Source organism: Nocardia cerradoensis NBRC 101014, assembly GCF_000308535.1.
Taxonomy (GTDB): domain Bacteria; phylum Actinomycetota; class Actinomycetes; order Mycobacteriales; family Mycobacteriaceae; genus Nocardia; species Nocardia cerradoensis.
The window spans coordinates 1-17,863 of the sequence record NZ_BAFW01000089.1; the positions used below are offsets into that span (position 1 = coordinate 1).

The 17,863-nt window shown below is 68.7% G+C and carries 15 protein-coding genes and 1 pseudogene; 12 read left to right on the forward strand and 4 right to left on the reverse strand.

Going from position 1 to position 17,863, the window contains the following annotated elements; all coding sequences use genetic code 11:
- The 5 genes from ON23_RS10005 to ON23_RS10020 all read left to right on the forward strand — a co-directional run.
- The coding region (locus ON23_RS10005) for a pseudouridine synthase (RefSeq protein ID WP_039777735.1) at nt 1-733 on the forward strand (733 nt) is incomplete at its 5' end.
- Nucleotides 734-831: 98 nt separating this feature from the next.
- The gene (gene cmk, locus ON23_RS10010) at nt 832-1,500 is read left to right on the forward strand and encodes a (d)CMP kinase (protein WP_036500836.1); all 669 of its coding nucleotides are present in this window, start codon (nt 832-834) and stop codon (nt 1,498-1,500) included.
- Nucleotides 1,497-2,939 carry a ribosome biogenesis GTPase Der gene (der, locus tag ON23_RS10015; protein ID WP_039777736.1) on the forward strand — a complete coding sequence of 481 codons (1,443 nt, stop codon included), beginning with the start codon at nt 1,497-1,499 and terminating at the stop codon, nt 2,937-2,939. The genes cmk and der overlap by 4 nt, the downstream gene beginning before the upstream one ends.
- Before the next feature lie 860 nt (nt 2,940-3,799).
- Entirely contained in the window at nt 3,800-3,967 is a 168-nt protein-coding gene (locus ON23_RS37810; protein WP_157170194.1) for a hypothetical protein, read from the forward strand.
- Between the two features lie 208 nt (nt 3,968-4,175).
- Entirely contained in the window at nt 4,176-5,237 is a 1,062-nt protein-coding gene (locus tag ON23_RS10020; RefSeq protein ID WP_039777737.1) for an alpha/beta hydrolase, read from the forward strand.
- 123 nt (nt 5,238-5,360) lie between these two features.
- Here ON23_RS10020 and ON23_RS10025 read toward each other — a convergent pair whose 3' ends face one another.
- Nucleotides 5,361-6,524 carry an MFS transporter gene (locus ON23_RS10025; protein ID WP_039777738.1) on the reverse strand — a complete coding sequence of 388 codons (1,164 nt, stop codon included), beginning with the start codon at nt 6,522-6,524 and terminating at the stop codon, nt 5,361-5,363.
- A 63-nt stretch (nt 6,525-6,587) separates the two neighbouring features.
- Here ON23_RS10025 and ON23_RS10030 point away from each other — a divergent pair, with 63 nt between their 5' ends.
- Nucleotides 6,588-6,923 carry a MerR family transcriptional regulator gene (locus ON23_RS10030; protein WP_039777739.1) on the forward strand — a complete coding sequence of 112 codons (336 nt, stop codon included), beginning with the start codon at nt 6,588-6,590 and terminating at the stop codon, nt 6,921-6,923.
- Nucleotides 6,924-7,125: 202 nt separating this feature from the next.
- Here ON23_RS10030 and ON23_RS39190 read toward each other — a convergent pair.
- A pseudogene (locus tag ON23_RS39190) lies at nt 7,126-7,218 on the reverse strand (SDR family mycofactocin-dependent oxidoreductase); the annotation flags it as partial.
- A 64-nt stretch (nt 7,219-7,282) separates the two neighbouring features.
- Here ON23_RS39190 and ON23_RS39195 point away from each other — a divergent pair.
- Entirely contained in the window at nt 7,283-7,420 is a 138-nt protein-coding gene (locus ON23_RS39195; protein WP_223273894.1) for a hypothetical protein, read from the forward strand.
- Between the two features lie 281 nt (nt 7,421-7,701).
- Complete coding sequence (locus ON23_RS10040; protein WP_039777741.1) at nt 7,702-9,315, forward strand: MFS transporter; 1,614 nt, start codon at nt 7,702-7,704, stop codon at nt 9,313-9,315.
- 66 nt (nt 9,316-9,381) lie between these two features.
- Here ON23_RS10040 and ON23_RS10045 read toward each other — a convergent pair whose 3' ends face one another.
- Entirely contained in the window at nt 9,382-11,550 is a 2,169-nt protein-coding gene (locus tag ON23_RS10045) for a putative bifunctional diguanylate cyclase/phosphodiesterase (RefSeq protein WP_063821245.1), read from the reverse strand.
- Nucleotides 11,551-11,666: 116 nt separating this feature from the next.
- Here ON23_RS10045 and ON23_RS10050 point away from each other — a divergent pair, with 116 nt between their 5' ends.
- Both ON23_RS10050 and ON23_RS35850 read left to right on the forward strand, forming a co-directional pair.
- The gene (locus ON23_RS10050; protein WP_039777742.1) at nt 11,667-12,473 is read left to right on the forward strand and encodes an SAM-dependent methyltransferase; all 807 of its coding nucleotides are present in this window, start codon (nt 11,667-11,669) and stop codon (nt 12,471-12,473) included.
- Nucleotides 12,474-12,520: 47 nt separating this feature from the next.
- Entirely contained in the window at nt 12,521-12,955 is a 435-nt protein-coding gene (locus ON23_RS35850) for a protease inhibitor I42 family protein (protein ID WP_143860433.1), read from the forward strand.
- 78 nt (nt 12,956-13,033) lie between these two features.
- On the opposite strand, the gene abc-f is transcribed toward ON23_RS35850, so the two are convergent.
- The gene (abc-f, locus tag ON23_RS10060; RefSeq protein ID WP_051042322.1) at nt 13,034-14,692 is read right to left on the reverse strand and encodes a ribosomal protection-like ABC-F family protein; all 1,659 of its coding nucleotides are present in this window, start codon (nt 14,690-14,692) and stop codon (nt 13,034-13,036) included.
- A gap of 307 nt (nt 14,693-14,999) precedes the next feature.
- Here abc-f and ON23_RS10065 point away from each other — a divergent pair, with 307 nt between their 5' ends.
- Both ON23_RS10065 and ON23_RS10070 read left to right on the forward strand, forming a co-directional pair.
- A complete protein-coding gene (locus tag ON23_RS10065; RefSeq protein WP_039777743.1) occupies nt 15,000-15,434 on the forward strand; it encodes a DoxX family protein in 435 nt (144 codons plus the stop codon).
- Nucleotides 15,435-15,586: 152 nt separating this feature from the next.
- The coding region (locus ON23_RS10070) for an AAA family ATPase (protein WP_039777744.1) at nt 15,587-17,863 on the forward strand (2,277 nt) is incomplete at its 3' end.

Sequence of the window (17,863 nt, forward strand, 5' to 3'; positions counted from 1 at the left end):
TGAGGGCGAACGGCTGCAGAAGGTGCTCGCCAAGGCGGGCGTGGCCTCGCGCCGCGCGGCCGAAGAGCTCATCGAACAGGGCCGCGTCGAGGTCGACGGTGCGGTCGTGCGTGAACAGGGCCTGCGCATCGATCCCGACACCGCCGTGGTGCGGGTCGACGGGGTCCGTGTCGTGGTTCGCGACGAGCAGGTCTACCTGGCGCTGAACAAGCCCAAGGGCTTCCAGTCGACGATGTCGGACGAAATGGGCCGCCCCTGTGTCGGCGATATCGTCGCCGAGCGGGTCATGGCCGGTCAGCGGCTGTTCCACGTCGGCCGCCTCGACGCCGACACCGAGGGTCTGCTGCTGCTCACCAACGACGGCGACCTCGCGCATCGGCTGATGCACCCGTCGTTCCAGGTGTCGAAGACCTACCTCGCGACGGTGCAGGGTGAAATGCAGCGGGGCGTCGGCAAGCAGCTGCGCGACGGTGTCGAACTCGAGGACGGCCCGGCGAAGGTCGACAAATTCCAGGTGCTCGAGGTCGCCGAGGGTAAAACGCTGGTCCGTGTGGTCCTGCACGAGGGTCGCAAGCACATCGTGCGGCGGTTGCTCGCGGAGGTCGGGTATCCGGTGATCGCGCTGGTTCGCACGCATATCGGGCCGGTGGCGCTCGGTGATCAACGGTCGGGCACCCTGCGAGTGCTGGGCCGCGACGAAATCGGGAAGTTGTACGAGGCGGTGGAGTTGTGACTGGTGTGGACATGCTGGACGATCGGATCCGAGGAGGCCGTGACGTGGTGGAATCCGGCATCGGCGACGGCATCCCTGGCGCGGAACTCGTCGTCGCCATGGACGGGCCTTCGGGCACCGGCAAGTCGAGTGTGTCGCGCCGGCTCGCGGCGCGGCTCGACGCACGCTATCTCGACACCGGCGCGATGTATCGCGTCGCGACGCTGCGGGTGCTGCGCAGCGGTGTCGAGCTGACCGATCCGGCCGAGATCGCGGCCGCGGTCAAGGATCTGCCGCTCACCATCGGCACCGATCCCGGCCACGAGCTGATCGAACTCGACGGTGAGGACGTCTCGTCCGAGATTCGCGGCGACGCGGTGACCAAGGCGGTCTCCGCCGTCTCCGCGGTGGCCGAGGTGCGGACGCAACTCGTCGCGCTGCAGCGCGAGATCGCGGCCGCGGCCGGGCGCATCGTGGTCGAAGGCCGGGATATCGGCACGGTCGTGCTGCCCGACGCCGATGCCAAGATCTATCTGACCGCGTCGGCGCAGGCCCGCGCGGCGCGGCGCAATCAGCAGAACATCGCCGAGGGCCGCGGCGACGATTACGAGGCGGTGCTGGCCGATGTGCAGCGCCGCGACAATCTGGATTCCACCCGCGCGGTCTCGCCGCTGCGCCCGGCCGCGGACGCGGTGCAGGTCGACACCAGCGAGCTGAGCATGGACCAGGTCATCGACGAGCTGTACCGGGTTGTGGCGCAGCAGATTACGGTGGGAGAGCGTAGATGAGCCCGAGTGTGACACCGAGTTCGAACTCCGACACCCTCGCCGGCGACGGTATCTGGACCGACGAAACCGATTGGGAGATCGCCGATTTCGAGGGTGACGCGGACGCACACGAACATGTGCCGATGCCCACCCTGGCAGTCGTCGGCCGCCCGAACGTCGGCAAATCGACGCTGGTGAACCGGATTCTGGGCCGCCGCGAGGCCGTCGTGGAGGATATCCCGGGCGTCACCCGTGACCGGGTGTCGTACGAGGCGAGCTGGGCCGGGCGCCGATTCCTGGTGCAGGACACCGGCGGCTGGGAGCCCGACGCCAAGGGGCTGCAGCAGGCGGTGGCCCGGCAGGCCGAACTGGCGATGCAGACCGCCGATGCGATTCTGCTGGTCGTGGACGCCACCGTCGGTGCGACCGCGACCGACGAGGCGGCGGTGAAGGCGTTGCGGCGCTCCAAGACTCCGGTGATCCTGGTCGCCAACAAGGTCGACGGCGAGAAGGCCGAGGCCGATGCGGCGGTGCTGTGGTCGCTCGGTCTCGGTGAGCCGCGGATGGTGTCGGCGGCGCACGGTCGCGGTACCGGTGATCTGCTCGACGATGTCCTGGCGGTGCTGCCGGAGACTCCGCGCGAGGGTACCGGGGGAGGGGGCCCGCGACGCGTGGCGCTGGTCGGCAAGCCGAACGTCGGCAAGTCCAGCCTGCTGAACAAGCTGTCCGGCGACGAGCGTTCGGTGGTGCACGATGTCGCCGGAACGACGGTCGATCCGGTCGACTCGCTGGTCGAATTGGGCGGCAAACCATGGCGTTTCGTCGACACCGCGGGTCTGCGCCGCAAGGTCGGCACCGCGGACGGAACCGAGTTCTACGCCTCGTTGCGCACCAAGGCCGCCATCGAGGCCGCCGAGGTCGCGATCATGCTCATCGACGCCTCCGAACCGATCACCGAGCAGGATCTGCGGGTGATCGGCATGGTCGCCGATGCCGGCCGTGCGCTGGTGCTCGCGTTCAACAAGTGGGATCTGGTCGACGAGGATCGCCGCTACCAGCTCGAGCGTGAGGTCGAGCGCGAATTGGTGCGGGTGCCGTGGGCGCAGCGGGTGAACATCTCCGCCCACACCGGGCGCGCGGTCCAAAAGCTCGTTCCGGCAATGGAAACCGCACTCGAATCCTGGGACAAGCGGATCCCCACGGGCCGGCTCAACACCTGGCTCAAGGAGGTCATCGCGGCGACGCCGCCGCCGATGCGGGGCGGGCGTTTGCCGCGCGTGCTCTTCGCGACCCAGGCGACGACCCGGCCGCCGACGTTCGTGCTGTTCACCACCGGCTTCCTGGAGGCCGGCTACCGCCGTTTCCTGGAGCGCCGCCTGCGTGAGGAATTCGGTTTCGACGGTTCCCCGGTGCGCATCTCGGTGCGTGTGCGCGAGAAGCGGGATCGGTCGAAGAAGTAGTGGAAAGTGCCGGTGCGGGCGGGTTTTCCGTCCGCACCGGACATTCCGCCGGGCCAGGTCGCTGGAAGTTCGCGCGGGGGCGATCGGCAGGGCATGTTCATTGCCTCACGGGCATATGCGCATCAAAACATGTGTGCGCGGCATGTCGGGCAAGCCCGGCTTCGCCGCAAGCGGCGACTTTCGCAAGAAGGCATGGATGGAGCAGGCCCCTCAGCGCGGCGGTTCGCGACACTCGAGAGGTGCGGCGGAGTTGCGTTGTGGGCGGGGCGGACTCGGGAGGGCGGTTCGGCGTTATCGAATGCGCTCGTTTCGGCCACGATGTGAACCGCATCACGCTACGGTGAATCCGCTTGGCCCACAATCGAAGAGGTTTGCCATGTGGAGCATCGCCGTCCTGTCGGTCATCGCCGCCGCGCTCATCGCCGCCGGATTTTCCACCGGGTTCCCGGACAAGTAGTCCCGGAGTGATGCGGGTTTGATTCGGTCGCTGAGGTTTCCGGCTCGGTAACCGCAGCAGGCCGACCCTGAATGGCCGTGCGGGGATGGGTGTACAACGCCGACTGTCCGATGCTGCGCGGCCGGTCGAATAACCGTCGGTGAACTCGAATTATTCGATGGCGCACGGTAATCCGCTACGGCGCCGGCCAATTCCGTTCCCCAGTCGCGGGTGGCCTGGGCCGGCGCCTCGCCGAGCAACGCCTCCTTGGGCAGAGTTTGGATCTGTCGCTGGTCGGCGCCTGTGTGCCGGCCGCCGAACCGGCCGCGGCTCGTGGTGATCACCGCGCGGCATTCGCGGGCTACGAGGAACGGATGCGACCGATGGTCGACGCCTGTCGGAAGTTCGCCGAGGGTGTCGGCGCGTGGTACGCGCCGGCCGGCAAGGCGATGATCGTTTCCGCAACCTCGACGTGCGGATGCTGCGTTACCTGCCGTGGCGCGGACTGATCGACGGGGCGCCGCAGAAGGTCGCGCGCACGATCTCGCTGGACGAGCCGGAAACTCGGACGCCCGACGCCTCCGCCGCATGACCGTGCGGCAGGTATGTCTGTTATGCGAAACCGATCGGTCGGAAATAAACATCACATTTCAGTAACGGTGTCGAACGAGGGGTCGATACGGGCGTGACACGCGCAGTGCGGCGGACCCCGGCGAGGCAGGGGGTCGGGGCGGCGGCACTGGGCATCGTCGCGGCCGGGCGGGGGCCCGCGGCGTTCGATCACGAAAGGTTGCTGTGACATGCGAAGATTGCGTCGGCAGAGATCCGGCCGCTCCGGTGCGACGCCGGGGCGGACCCTGCTCGCCTTGGCCCTGGCTCTGTTCGTACCGCTGACCGCGGCGGTATCGGGCCAGCTCCCCCGGGCTGCGGCGGCCTTCGACCCTTCCGGCTTCGACTTCTGGGTCGATTCGAGTATGGGGCCGGTCAAATCGCGCGTCTTCCGCGCTGCCGACGGCAATACCGACCGCGTCGTCTACGCCCTCGACGGCATGCGCGCTCGTGAGGATCTCAACGGCTGGGAGATCGAGACCGATATCGCCCGCCTGCTGACCTCGTGGAATATCAACGTGGTGATGCCGGTCGGCGGTCAGTCCAGCTTCTACGCGGACTGGAATGCGCCGTCGAGCTTCCTCGGCGTCGCGCCGGGCTCGGGCTCCTCGTCCGGTTCGACCTCGGGATCCGGTGCGCTGCAGGCGTTTTCGGCCGGGCCGGGGAAGTCCTACACCTACAGGTGGGAGACCTTCCTGACGCAGAACCTGCGCGACGCGCTGCGCGACCGCCTGGGATTCCGGGCCGACCGCAACGGCGTCTTCGGACTGTCGATGGGCGGTAGTGCCGCGCTGACCCTGGCCGCCTACCACCCCGACCAGTTCAGCTTCGCCGGCTCCTTCTCCGGTTACCTCAACATCTCGGCGCCGGGTATGCGCGAGGCGATCCGCGTCGCGATGCTCGATGCCGGTGGTTACAACGTCGATGCGATGGCTCCGCCGTGGGGCCCGCAGTGGCTGCGGATGGACCCGTTCGTCTTCGCGCCGAGGCTGATTCAGAACAACACGCGGCTGTGGATCTCGGCCGGCAGCGGCATCCCCACCGCCACCGACGGGCCGAATATGGGCACCGTCAACGGCATGGGACTCGAGGCCCTGGCGCTGGTGAACACCCGCGCGTTCCAGGTGCGGATGGGTTCGCTGGGCGCGCAGAACATCGCCTACGACTTCCCGGCCGCGGGCATTCACGCCTGGAACAACTGGCGTGACGAGGTGTACCGGATGGCTCCGGACCTGTCGGCGAACATCGGCTGACGCGGATTCGGCGCACTCCCGTACGGTGCAAGCCGGCTTCGGCCGGGAGACGGGAACGTGACCCGTCGGTGTCGTCACACATGCGACGACACCGACGGGTTTCCGGTCGGGGCGGCGTCGGGCTCACTGCGCCATTGCGTCAGCTTCTTCGGGATGGGACGTCCTCGTGGCAGCGACGGTCATGAGCAGGCCGCAGGCGGTGAGGCCGGCGGCGACCAGGTAGAGGGGGCGGGGGCCTGCGGGGGAGTCGGCGATCAGTCCGCCGACGAGGCCCGCAGCGGCGGCGGCGAGCTGATAGCCGGAGGCGTTGACGGCCATGGCCAGGGTGGGGGCCGCGGCGGCGGTGCGCAGCACGCGCGCCTGCATGCCGGGGATGACGGCGAACCCGAGCAGGCCGATCGCCACGACCGCGACCACGGTGAACGCGGTGACGGTCGCGACGAACCACGCCGCCACGAAGGTCACGGCCAGTAACCCGAGCAGCGCGGGCTGGGCGAACCGTGGGTTGCGGTCGTAGAGCGTGCCGCCGACCAGGTTGCCGATGGTCGCGCCGACACCGTAGGCGAGTAGCAGCAGTGGCAACCGGCCGGCGGGATGACCGCCCAGGTTCGTGAGCAGCGGGGCGAGGTAGCTGAACACCATCAGCGCTCCGACGTTGCCGACCGCGGTGATCGCCAGCGCCACCAGCACCGGCCCCCGCCGCAGGACCCGCAACTCGGCGACGGCCGAGGTCCGTTCCGCCGCGGGCGCGGAGGTGAACGCCCGGGCGATCGACACCAGCCCGATCAGGCATGCGACCGCGATCGTGGCGAACGTCGCCCGCCACCCCCACTGACCGCCGATTCGGGTGCCGATCGGGGCGCCGAGAATCATCGCCAGGTTCATGCCGAATGCCAACCGCGCCACCATGGTTCCGGCGCGTTCGGGCGGCGCGGACCGTACCGCGATCACCACGGCCTGGGCGAAGAACGTCGAGGTAACCAGTGCGGTGAGCAACCGGGCCGCCAGCAGCAAACGGAAGTCGGGCGCGAGCGCGGAGACCGCATTGCCGACGACCGCGACGGTCAGCAATGCCACCATCAACCGTTTCCGGTCGATGCCGGCCGTCACCGCGGTGAGGAGCGGGCCGCCGACGATCATGCCGACCGCGTACGCGGTGACCAGCAGGCCGGCGGCGCCGACGGTGACGCCGAGATCGGCGGCGACCTCGGGCAGGATCCCGGCGACGACGAATTCGCCGGTGGTGACGCTGAATACGCAGAATATGAGGATGCCGAGTCGAAGCATGCTGGGACGCTAAACTCTCACGTCGACGTGAGAGTCAAGCCCGAACAATGAACGGAGCACCTGGTGAAGATCGGAGAGTTGGCCGAGCGAACCGGGGTGAGTGTGCGCGCACTGCGCTACTACGACGAACGAGGTGTGCTGAAGCCGGAGCGAACCGCCACCGGGTACCGCGTCTTCGGCGAGTCCGACATCCGCACGGTGGCGCACATTCGCACGCTGCTCGCGGCAGGGCTGCACATGGATCTCATCGGCGAAATCCTGTCGTGCCTGTCCGGCGATTCCCTGCTGCTGGACGGCTGCCGCGAACGACTCGAGGTGGAGCGTCGCCGGATCACCGGTGATATCGACCGACTCGTCCACACCCGCTCGCTGCTGGACAACCTGCTCGCGACCACCTAGCGCGCCTCGATCGCCCACTCCGGGCACCGCGGACCCGATCGCGTCCTCGAATTCCGCCGGTGCGTCCCGCCGCCGTACCTCGGCACAACCGTCGGCGTTGCGGGAGAAGACCTCGGGGCGCAGCGATGTGCAGACGCCGTGATCGCCGCGGGGGCGGAATCGACGAATACCTACATATTCCAGCTCTTTTCGGCTGCGTCGACAGCTGCTCGACGCCGTTGTGCACTGCGGCCTGCGGGGTGGGAAAGTCCCGGACGTCGACCTCGGCGGTGACGGTGCGCCGTCCCAGGTCCTTGCCCCCGGCGTTCACGTTCCTACTGCGAGAACGACCCACCGACACCGACAAGATCACCCCGCTCGTGCTGTCGAGCCTGCCGCGAATCCTGGTGATGGAGAACAACTTCGGCTTCACACCGGGGCATGCGGAGCTGCCGGCCCCGGTCGAGCGCTATCTCTACATCCTGGAGCCACCGGCATCGGCGCCCGCCGGCTACTGAGCAGCGACCGGTGCCACGGCGCGGCGGTCGAACCCGCTCACCCGCACAGATTTCCGGAGTCGAGGGCCACGCCGAAGATGTGGCTCAGTCGCTCTCCTTCGAACAAGAGCAGGAACAAGCCGTAGTACACATCGAGCATCAGAGCATTGTGCACTGCCGCGGTGTCGTGCGGCGTCGAGATGCGCGAGTTCGGTCCCACTGAGCGGGTTCGGTGATATTCGGACCATCCGGAATGTGACACGGTTCACGCCATCTTGTTCACCTGTCACTCCGGAGGGCACATGTCCACCTCCCTCGAAGCGACGACACCGTCGGAGCCGGTCGATACGACCGGCCGCCTCGACGGTGCGTCCAAACTGCGCATTTTCACCGTGCTCGCGGTGATCGTGCTGTTCACCGAGGTCGCCCCCATGCAATTCGTCATGGTGTCGGCGGCACTGCGCCAGATCGCGCCGACCTTCCCCGACCAGGGCGCGAACATCAACTGGGCGATCATCATCTTCGGCGTCATCGGCGCCGCGGCCTCACCGCTCATCGGCAAGATGAGCGACATCTGGGGCAAGAAGCGGATGTTCATGCTCTGCGGGGTGCTGTTCCTGATCGGCTGCGCGCTGTGCGCGATCACCAGCAACTGGATGCTCTTCCTGCTCGGCCGGGGTTTGCAGGCCACCGCGATCGCCACGGCGGTGATCTCCTACGGCCTGATCCGCGACCTCATGCCGCGCAAATATGTGCCGATCGGGCTGGGCGTCGCCTCCACCGGCCTGGGCGTTTCGGCCGTGGCCGGACCGCTGATCGGCGGCTACATCGTCGATCACCACAGCTGGCGGGCGATCTTCTGGTTCCTGTTCGTCTTCACCGTGATCATGCTTCCGCTGGTCGCGCTGATCGTGCCGGAGTCGCGGCTGCGGACGCCGCAGCGGCTGGACTTCATCGGTGCCGTGCTGCTGGCCGCGGGTGCGGTGCTGACGCTGATCTACCTGGACAAAGGTCAGGATTGGGGGTGGGCGAAGCCGTCGACGCTCGCCTGGCTGGTCGTCGGGCTCGTGCTGCTGGCGGCCTTCCCGATCGTGGAAATGCGTGTGCGGCAACCCATCATGGATATGAAGCTGCTGTTCCACCCGCGCGTGAGCGTGGTGCTGTTCGTCTCGCTGCTGGCGTCGTTCACGATCGGATACCAGGGCTATGCGGTCGGGTACATGACCCAGTCTCCGCCCGCCGCCGATGTCACCGCCGGAATCGTCCAGGGCACGCTCGCCGAGATCCACGCCCAGACCGGGCAGATGTTGCCGGCGCAGGCCGTGCAGGTGAGCCTGAATCCGGGCTACACCTACGGCGACAATCTGACCCTGCTCGGCTATGCGGTGCACGTGGCCTTGGCGCAGGCGGTGATCGGCATGATCGCCGGACTGATCGGTGGCTTCTGGATTCGCCGCTCCGGCGCGCGGATGCCGTTGATGTCGGCGCTGGTGGTGATGGTGCTCAGCGGGCTGGCCTATGCGGTCCTTGATCACGGCTGGAGTGTGATCGCGCTGATCAGCGCCGTGTACGGCCTCGCGTTCGGCCTTTACTACGCCTCGACGCCGAACCTCATCGTGGAGGGTGTCCCGGCCGAACAGCAGGGCATCAGCGCGGGCATGCTCGGGGTGATGCAGTCGATGGGCGCCGCGATCGGCATCGCGGTGGCGACCGCCTTCCTCAATGCCAACCCGGTGCGCGCCGATATCTCGGTGGCGGGAAATCATGTGGCCACCAAGGATATTCCGCTGTTGTTCGCCGACCGCGGATACGAGCTGGGCTTCTACTTCGTGGCCGTGTCCGCGGCGATCGCGCTCGTGGGTGTCGTGTTCATGAAGCACGGTCGCAGCGCGGCCACCGGCGGTACGGCGTACTGATCCGGGGCTGAACGCGGGCGGTGCGGTGACCGGTGACGGCCACCGCACCGCCCGTGTGCGTCATGGTCAGCGGCCGTGCGGATTCGGCAGCGAGCCCGGCAGTTCGAGCGGCAGCGACCCGGGCTCGACGAGTTCGCGGGCGAGCAGATCCGCGATCACGTCGGCATGCACCGGATGGTGGAAGTACCAGCCCTGGGCGGTATCGCACTGCAGTCCGAGCAGCCGATCGGCCTGATGCCGGGTCTCCACACATTCGGCGGTCACGCTCAGGCCCAGATCGTGGCTGAGGTCGATGATCGTCTCCAAAATCAGCAGATCGCTGCGGCCGACCGTGCCGGCGTTGCGGATGCGGTGGATGAACGGCCCGGCCAGTTTCACCACGTGCAGCGGAAGCTGGCCCAGATAGGCGAGATTGGAATAGCCGGTGCCGAAATCGTCGATGGCGATGCGGATTCCGGATTCGGCGAGGGTGTGCAGTGCCTGTAGCGGCCGCCCGATCGCATGCATGAAGGTGCGCTCGGTGAGTTCCAATTGCAGCCGGTCCGCCGGGATTCCGGTGTCGGCCACGATCTTCTGCACCCGTTCGAGCCAGGCCGGATCGGCGACCTCCTCGGCCGAGACGTTCACGCTGACCACCGGAGCCTGGTCGCCGAAGCGGTCGCACCAGCGCCGCCCCTCCCGGCACGCCTGCTCGAGCACCACCGTGCCGAGCGCGATGATGTGGCCGCCGCCCTCGGCCAGGTCGATGAACCGTGCGGGACTGAGAATTCCCAGCTGGGGGTGGTGCCAGCGCACCAGCGCCTCCACCGCGACCGGCCGGTGGTCGCCGAGATCCACGATCGGCTGGTAGTCGAGGAAGAATTCGCCGCGGGCCAGCGCGCCCGGGAGGTCGGCGAGCAGTTCGGCGCGGGTGTGCTCGCGGCGGCGCCGGCTGGGGTCGAAGACCGCGTAGCGGCCGCGGCCGTCGGTCTTGGCCCAGTACATGGTCGAATCGGCGGCCTGCAGCAGCTCTTCGGTGGTGGTTTCGGCGGCCTGTTCGGAGATGACGCCGATACTGACCCCGATCCGCAACCGGTGCCCGTCGATATCGAACGGCACGGTGAACGCGTCGAGCACCGTGCGGGCCAGATCGATCAGTTCACGCCGGCGGCGGGTGCGCGGCACCAGGATGACGAATTCGTCGCCGCCCATGCGGGCCACGAGATTGTTCTCCCCGACCGCGCACGCGCACAGCCGGGCCGCCGCGCGGGTGAGCAGTTCGTCGCCGATGGAATGGCCGAAGGTGTCGTTGACGGCCTTGAAATGGTCCAGGTCGACGTAGCACAGGCCGACGCGCGCGTCCGGATCGGCGAAGGCCTCGGTGAGGGCGTCGAAGAACCGGGACCGGTTGGCCAGTCCGGTGAGCGGATCGTGATGGGCGCGATAGCTGAGCCGTTCGCGCAGCTCGCGCTGTTCGGAGATGTCCTCGACCAGGACCAGCGTGTACTGCGGCCGGCCGTGATCGTCACGGATCAGCGAGACGTTGATGTTGGTCCACACGGTGTGGCCGTCGCGATGGCGATAGGCCTTCTCCATCTGCGCATGGTCGTGATCCCCGCGCAGCACCCCGGCGTACAGCTCCCACATGCCCGGCGGATCGTCGGGATGGGTGAGGTCGGTGACCTCGAGTTCGTACATCTGTTCCGGTTCGTAGCCGAGCATGGCGGCGAACGCGTTGTTGACCTCGATGATCCGGCCGGTCATATCCGACAGCCCCGTGCCGATCCCGGCCTGGGAGAACACGGCCCGCAATCGGGCCTCACTGGCACGCAACTGTTCCTCCACCACACTGCGCGCCGCGATATCGGCGGTGCGCACACTTTCCTGTTCGCTGAGCAGCCAGGCCCGGAACGCTCGCACGTAACCGCCGGCGAAGGCGCCGATCAATTCCGCGGCCCGGCCGGAGGCGATGTCGAGTTCGGCGAAGTAGGTGGCCAGCACCGTCATGGTGCGGCCGAGAACCTCGTCGCCGACGAAATGAGCGCGGGCCAGATCGCCGCCCAGTTCGGCGACCCGCGCGGTACCGCCGGAGTCGGCGGCGTCGATCAACCCCCGGGCGAGGGTGAGCAGCAACTGGTGGGCCTCGGACACGCTCATGGGTACGACGTGATCGCGGACCCCGCCGCCGAGCGCCGCTGCCCATCGGTGCGCCAGGTCGGCGTGCGGACCGTCGTGTTCGGACCCATCCCACGCCATGTCGATGATGGTAGCCGGGGCGTGGACTTCATGTGAACCGCGGGAGTTTCGCACATGTGTCGAATACGATTGCGTGGCTTCGCCTTCCGGCGGGGTTCAATTCCAGAGAGGTTGCGATGACCAGACCTAGTTGGGCGCCGGAAGGCATCGACCTGGATCGGCCCAGCGCATCCCGGGTGTACGACTATTTCGTCGGCGGGATGCACAATTTCGAGATCGATCGCACACTGGCACGCCAGATCGAATCGTTCACCCCGAATGTCGCCGAAACCATGCGCGCCAACCGAGATCTGTTGCGCCGCTGCGTGCGTCATCTGATCGACGCCGGTATCACGCAATTCCTGGATCTGGGCTCGGGCATTCCCACCGTCGGCAATGTGCACGAGGTGGCGCAGGCGCGCAATCCGCAGGCGCGGGTCGTCTACGTCGATATCGATCCGGTGGCGGTGGCGCACAGCCGGGCGATTCTGGACGGCAATCCGCATGCGGCGGTCGTGCAGGCCGATGTCGCCGAGCCGGACACGATTCTCGACGATCCGCTGGTGCGGGAGGTGCTGGACTTCGACCGGCCGATCGCCGTATTGCTCTTGGGAGTACTGCATTTCGTCCCGGACGAGGCCGATCCGGCGGGATGTGTGGCACGGCTGCAGCAGGCCGTCGCCCCGGGCAGCTATCTGGCGATCACCCATGCCACCGCCGACGGGCAGCCGGCCGAAGTGCTGGAGGCGCAGAAGCTCTCGGGGCGCACCTCGACCGAGATCGTGCTGCGCGACAGAAACCATATCGCGGGATTCTTCCACGACTGGCCGTTGCTGGAACCAGGACTGGTGCATCTGCCGTTGTGGCGGCCGGACAATCCGGCCGACGTGGGGGAGCATCCCGAATTCTCCGGTGCCTATGGCGGTTTGGCGTTGCTGAGCTGAGCACGACTGTAGGGTGTGGACGCCCGTTTGAATATGGAAGGAATGCGGTGCGTACACCTTTGCTGATGGTTGTGTTCGGTCTGGCGCTGACGGCCGGTGGGGCGAATGCGGTTGCCGGGGCCGACCCGATTCCCGCCGTGCCCGGTGCCGTGCAGGCGGTATCGGAGCCGATCATCGTCGGTACCGACGGCGACGGCGGGACCACGACCCTCGATGTCGGTCAGGAACTGGCGGTGGCCCTGCCCGACAACCCGACGTCCGGTTACGTCTGGCAGATCGGTGAGGTCGACCGCGGGGTGCTCGCGCAGGAGGGTGACCCGGTGTTCCGGCCGGGCAGCTCGATGCCGGGTGCGCCCGGTACCAGCGTGTGGACCTTCACCGCTGCCCGCGCGGGCAGCACCCGGCTGAGCCTGGTGTCGGTGCGGCCGTGGGATCAGGCCAACCCGGGCCAGCGGTTCTCGATGACCGTCACCGTGCGGTAATACGTTCGGTATCGATACGGCCCGTCACCGGAAGGGACGGGCCGTTCGTGTGTCCGGAGGCGCCGTAGCGGACACGTATCACCGGTGCGGCGGTTCGTATCCTGGTGTCGCGGTGGCGTTGTCGTCGCGCAGGCGGCCGCCCGCGAGTCGCAACCGCCGGCTCACCCGCACCTCGGCGAGGAACCGTTCGTCGTGACTGACGACCACGATCGCGCCCCGATAGGACTCCAGGGCGCCGACCAGCTGTCCCACGCTCACCAGATCGAGGTTGTTGGTGGGTTCGTCGAGCAGCAGCAGCTGCGGCGCGGGTTCGGCGAACAGCACGCAGGCCAGGCTGGCCCGCAGGCGCTCCCCGCCGGAGAGGACGCCGACCGGCAGGTGGGCGCGGGAGCCGCGGAACAGGAAGCGCGCCAACAGGTTCATCCGCTGCGCGGCGGGCAGGTGCGGGGCGGCGGCGGCAAGATTCTCGGCCACGGTCCGGTCGGGGTCGAGCAGGTCCAGCCGCTGGGACAGGTAGGCGATGCGACCGTCGGCGCGGGTGACGGTCCCGCTGTCGGGCGTGAGGTCGCCGTGCACGATGCGCAGCACCGTGGATTTGCCCGCGCCGTTGGGCCCGGTCAGGGCGATGCGCTCGGGCCCGCGGATGGCGAGATCGGCGCCGTCGCCGGCGAACAACTCGCGGTCGCCGAAGCGGAACCGGATGTGCTCGGCGGCGAACAGGGTGCGCCCGGCCGGGACCTCGGTATCGGGCAGGTTCAGCACGATGCGCTGTTCCTCCCGCAATGCCCGCCCGGCTTCGTCGAGGCGGTTCTTCGCGGCGTCGAGGCGGGCGCCGTGGGTTTCGTTCGCGCGGCCCGCCGACTGCTGGGCATTGCGTTTCATGGTGCCGGCGAAGATCTTCGGCAGTCCGGCGTTGCCGAGATTGCGCTGCGCGTTGCTCGCCCGGCGCGCGGCGCGTTCGCGGGCCTGCTGCAGTTCCCGCTTCTCGCGTTTGACTTCCTGTTCGGCGGTGCGGATGTTCTTCTCCGCCACCGCCTGCTCGGCCTGTATCGCCTGTTCGTAGTCGGTGAAACTGCCTCCGTAATAACGGATTTCGCCGTCGTGGAGTTCGGCGATGCGATCGGTGCGGTCGAGCAGGGCGCGGTCGTGGCTGACCAGCAGCAGACAGCCGTTCCAGTCGGTGAGCACGTCGTAGAGCTGGTGACGGGCCTCGAGGTCGAGATTATTGGTCGGTTCGTCGAGCAGCAGCACGTCCGGTCGCCGCAATAGTTGGGCGGCCAGTCCGAGTGAGACGATCTGCCCGCCGCTGAGGGTGTGCAGCCGCCGGTCGAACGGCAGCTCGCCCAGCCCGAGCCGGTCGAGTTGGGCGCGCGTGCGTTCCTCGATGTCCCAGTCGGCGCCGATGGTGGTGAAGTGACGCTCGTCGGTGTCGCCGGATTCGACGGCGGCCAGCGCGGCCAGCACCGGTGCGATGCCGAGGACTTCGGCGACGGTCAGCTCTGCGGTCAGGGGCAGACTCTGCGGCAGGTATCCGAGGACGCCGTCGACGGTGATGCTGCCCGCCGAGGGGGTCAGCTCGCCGGCGATCAGCCGCAGCAGGGTGGTCTTGCCGGCGCCGTTGGGTGCGACCAGGCCGGTCCGCCCGCCCGGCACGCTGAAGGACAGATCCCGGAACACCGGAGTGTCGTCGGGCCAGGTGAACGACAGATTCGAACAGACGATGAAGGCATCGGACATGGGTGAGACCTCGAAAGTCGTTGTGGCACGGTGCGACCGCGCCACGAGGTGATCGGGTGAACGACGACATGGCCACGTCGGCGGCGCCGCGTGCGCCTACCGGTGGCCGTGACTTCCGGATCTATCCGGAGATGTCGAGTTCACCAACCATGTCTGGTCTCCTTGATCTACCGACTCCGCCCGACGATAACAGCCGGACCGGACCTTGCGGAAAAAGGCGAGGTCGGATTGCCCTCGTGCGTTGACAGGTCGCCACGGTAGCTTTAATCTTGACAGTGTCAAGATAGACCGATTCGGAGGGTGTCCCATGGCCCCGCTCGTCGTACTCGTCGTCGTCACCGCACTGGCCCGGCTCGCCGGTGTGATCGACCTCGCCGACTGGCTCGATTCGTGGCCGCACGCCCTGCGCGTCGGGCTGGCCGCGATGTTTCTGCTGACCGCGTCGGCGCATTTCCAGCAGCCGCGGCGCGACGCGCTGATCGCGATGGTCCCGCCCGGGCTGCCGTCGGCTGCCGGGCTGGTGACGCTGACCGGTGTCCTGGAGGCGGCGGGCGCGGTCGGACTGCTGATACCGCCCGTCGCGCCGGTCGCCGCCGCCGGTCTGATCGTGCTGCTGATCGCGATGTTCCCGGCGAATGTGCGGGCCGCCCGGGCCGATCTGGGGATCAAGACCATGCCGCTGCCCCTGCGCACGGCCGTGCAGGTGGTGTTCATCGCCGCCGCCGTCGTGGCGGCGTTCTGATCCGTTCCCGGCCGGTGCTCGCGCACCGGAGTCCGCTCGGCCGTCCGGAGAACCGATAGTGTCGACAGTGCGCCGAGGTCACGCGGCGTGTTGCTATCGCCCCGCGGTGACCGGCGTCGCCGGGCGCCGGGACCGGACAGGAGTGTTCACGGATGTCGCTGGTCGGCCGGGAATCGGAACTCAAATATCTGGACGAAGCGATCGCCGGCATCGAGGAGCGCGGCGGCGTCGTCGTCATCGCAGGCGAAGCGGGTATCGGTAAAACCGCACTGCTGCAGGCGGTTACGACGATGGCCACGCTGGCCGGTGTCCGGACCGTGACCGTGACCGCCACGGAGGCCGAACAGCAGCTGCCGTATGCGGGATTGCACCAGATCGTCTTCCCGCTGCGGTCCGGTCTCGATGCGCTGCCACCCACCCACGCCGCGGCGCTGAACGCCGCGCTCGGATTCGTGGACGCGGCGGCACCGAACGAATATCTGATCGGTTCGGCGCTGCTGACCCTGCTGAGCGATCGCGCGGCCGAACAACCGCTGCTGCTGGTGGTCGAGGATGTGCACTGGCTCGACGCCGCCACCTCCCGGGTGCTCGCCTTTCTCGCGCGCCGCCTGGAATCCGAGCCGATTCTGCTCATCGCCTCCACCCGGGACGCGGATACGGCGCTGACGCCGGCCGGACATGCGACGCTGGCGCTGTCGCGACTGGCCGAGGAGGAGGCCCGGCAGCTGCTCGACACCGTCGCGCCCGGCCTCGATAATCAGTGGCGGGAACGGGTGCTGGCGGCAGCGGCCGGAAACCCGTTGGCGCTGAAGGAATTACCGTCGGCCGCCGACCGTCCGGACGCGCCGCTGCCGCTCACCGAGCGACTGGAACGCGCCTTCGGTCTGCGGGCCGATCAGCTGCCCGAGACGACCCGCACCGCCCTCCTGCTCGCCGCGCTCGACGAACTCTCGGTACCGGAGACGCTGGCGGCCGCCGCACTGCTGACCGACGGCCCGATCGAGGACGCGGAGCTGACCCCCGCCGTCGCCGCCGGGCTGATCGAGATCGATTCCGGCGCAGTACGATTCCGTCATCCACTGATGCGTTCCGCGATCCCCGCCGCGGCGCAACCGGCCGCCCGCCGCGCCGCCCACCGTGCCCTGGCCTCGACGCTGCGCGACCAACCGGATCGCGCCGCTCGCCATCACGCGGCCGCCGTCGTCGGACCGGACGACACCGCCGCCGCGGAACTCGAGGCCGCTGCGGAGCGGGCGTTACGCCGGGGCGGGGTCGCGGCGGCGATCACCACCCTGGAACATGCCGCGCACCTGACCGAAACACCGGCAGTGCGGGTGGGGCGACTGTTGCGCGCGGCCGAACTGGCGGTGGAATCCGGTGGGCGCGAGACCGTCGATCGGCTGCTGCGGGAAGCGGGCCGCCAGGAGCTCGATCCGCGCGGGCGCGCCTTGGCGACATGGCTGGTGAGTGGATTCGACGACGGCGTCGGCGAGGATCCGGCACGCACCACCGAACTCGCGACACTGGCCGAAACCGTTGCGGCGGAAGGTGATCGGGAGCTCGCGCTACGCATTCTGTGGGGAACCGCCATGCGCTGCTTCTGGTCCGAGCCCGGCCCGGACGCGCGCCGCGCACTGCTGGCGGTCGCCGACGGCATGGGCCTGCCCGCCGGCGATCCGCGGCTCGTCGCGATCACCGCCTACGTGGCCCCGGTCGAGCGCGGCGCGACGGTCTTCGACCAACTGCGCGCACTGGCCGGGCGAACCGGCGCCGATCCGGAGGTCGACCGCTACCTCGGCAGTGCGGCGCTGCAGATCGGCGCCTTCGTGTTGGCCGGGCGCTTCTCCGCCACGGCGATCACCGGTCTGCGGGAACAGGGCCGGCTCGGCCTGCTGACCAGGGCGCTGGCGGTGCGGGCCTGGAGTTGTGCGCGCACCGGCGATCTGGCGGGCGGTGCGGCGGCCGCGGCCGAGGCCGAACGCCTCGGACCGGAAACCGGACAGCACTTCATGTACGGTCTCGCCGTCGCCGTCGCGGCCGAAATCGCGGCGCTGCGAGGCGATTTCGACGAGGCAGCGCACCGCGCGGACGAGGCCGAGCGGATCGGCGCGGCCGCCGGCGCGCGACCGGTGCTGGCGACCGTGCAACGGGCCCGCGCCCTCGTCGCGCTCGGACAGGGCCGCTACGACGACGCGCTCGCCGATCTGCGCCGGATCCTCGACCCGGCGGACCCGGCCTACCAGCTCGCCCTGCGCGCCTACATCGTCGGCGATCTGGTCGAAGCCGCGGTGCGCGCCGGACGCGTCGAGGAGGCGGCGGAGATCGTGCGCGAATTCGAGGAGCACGCGCCGCGCACTCCGTCGCCGGCCCTGCACGTCGGCCTGCGCTACGCCCGCGCCCTGCTCGCCTCGGCCGAGTCCGCGGAGGAA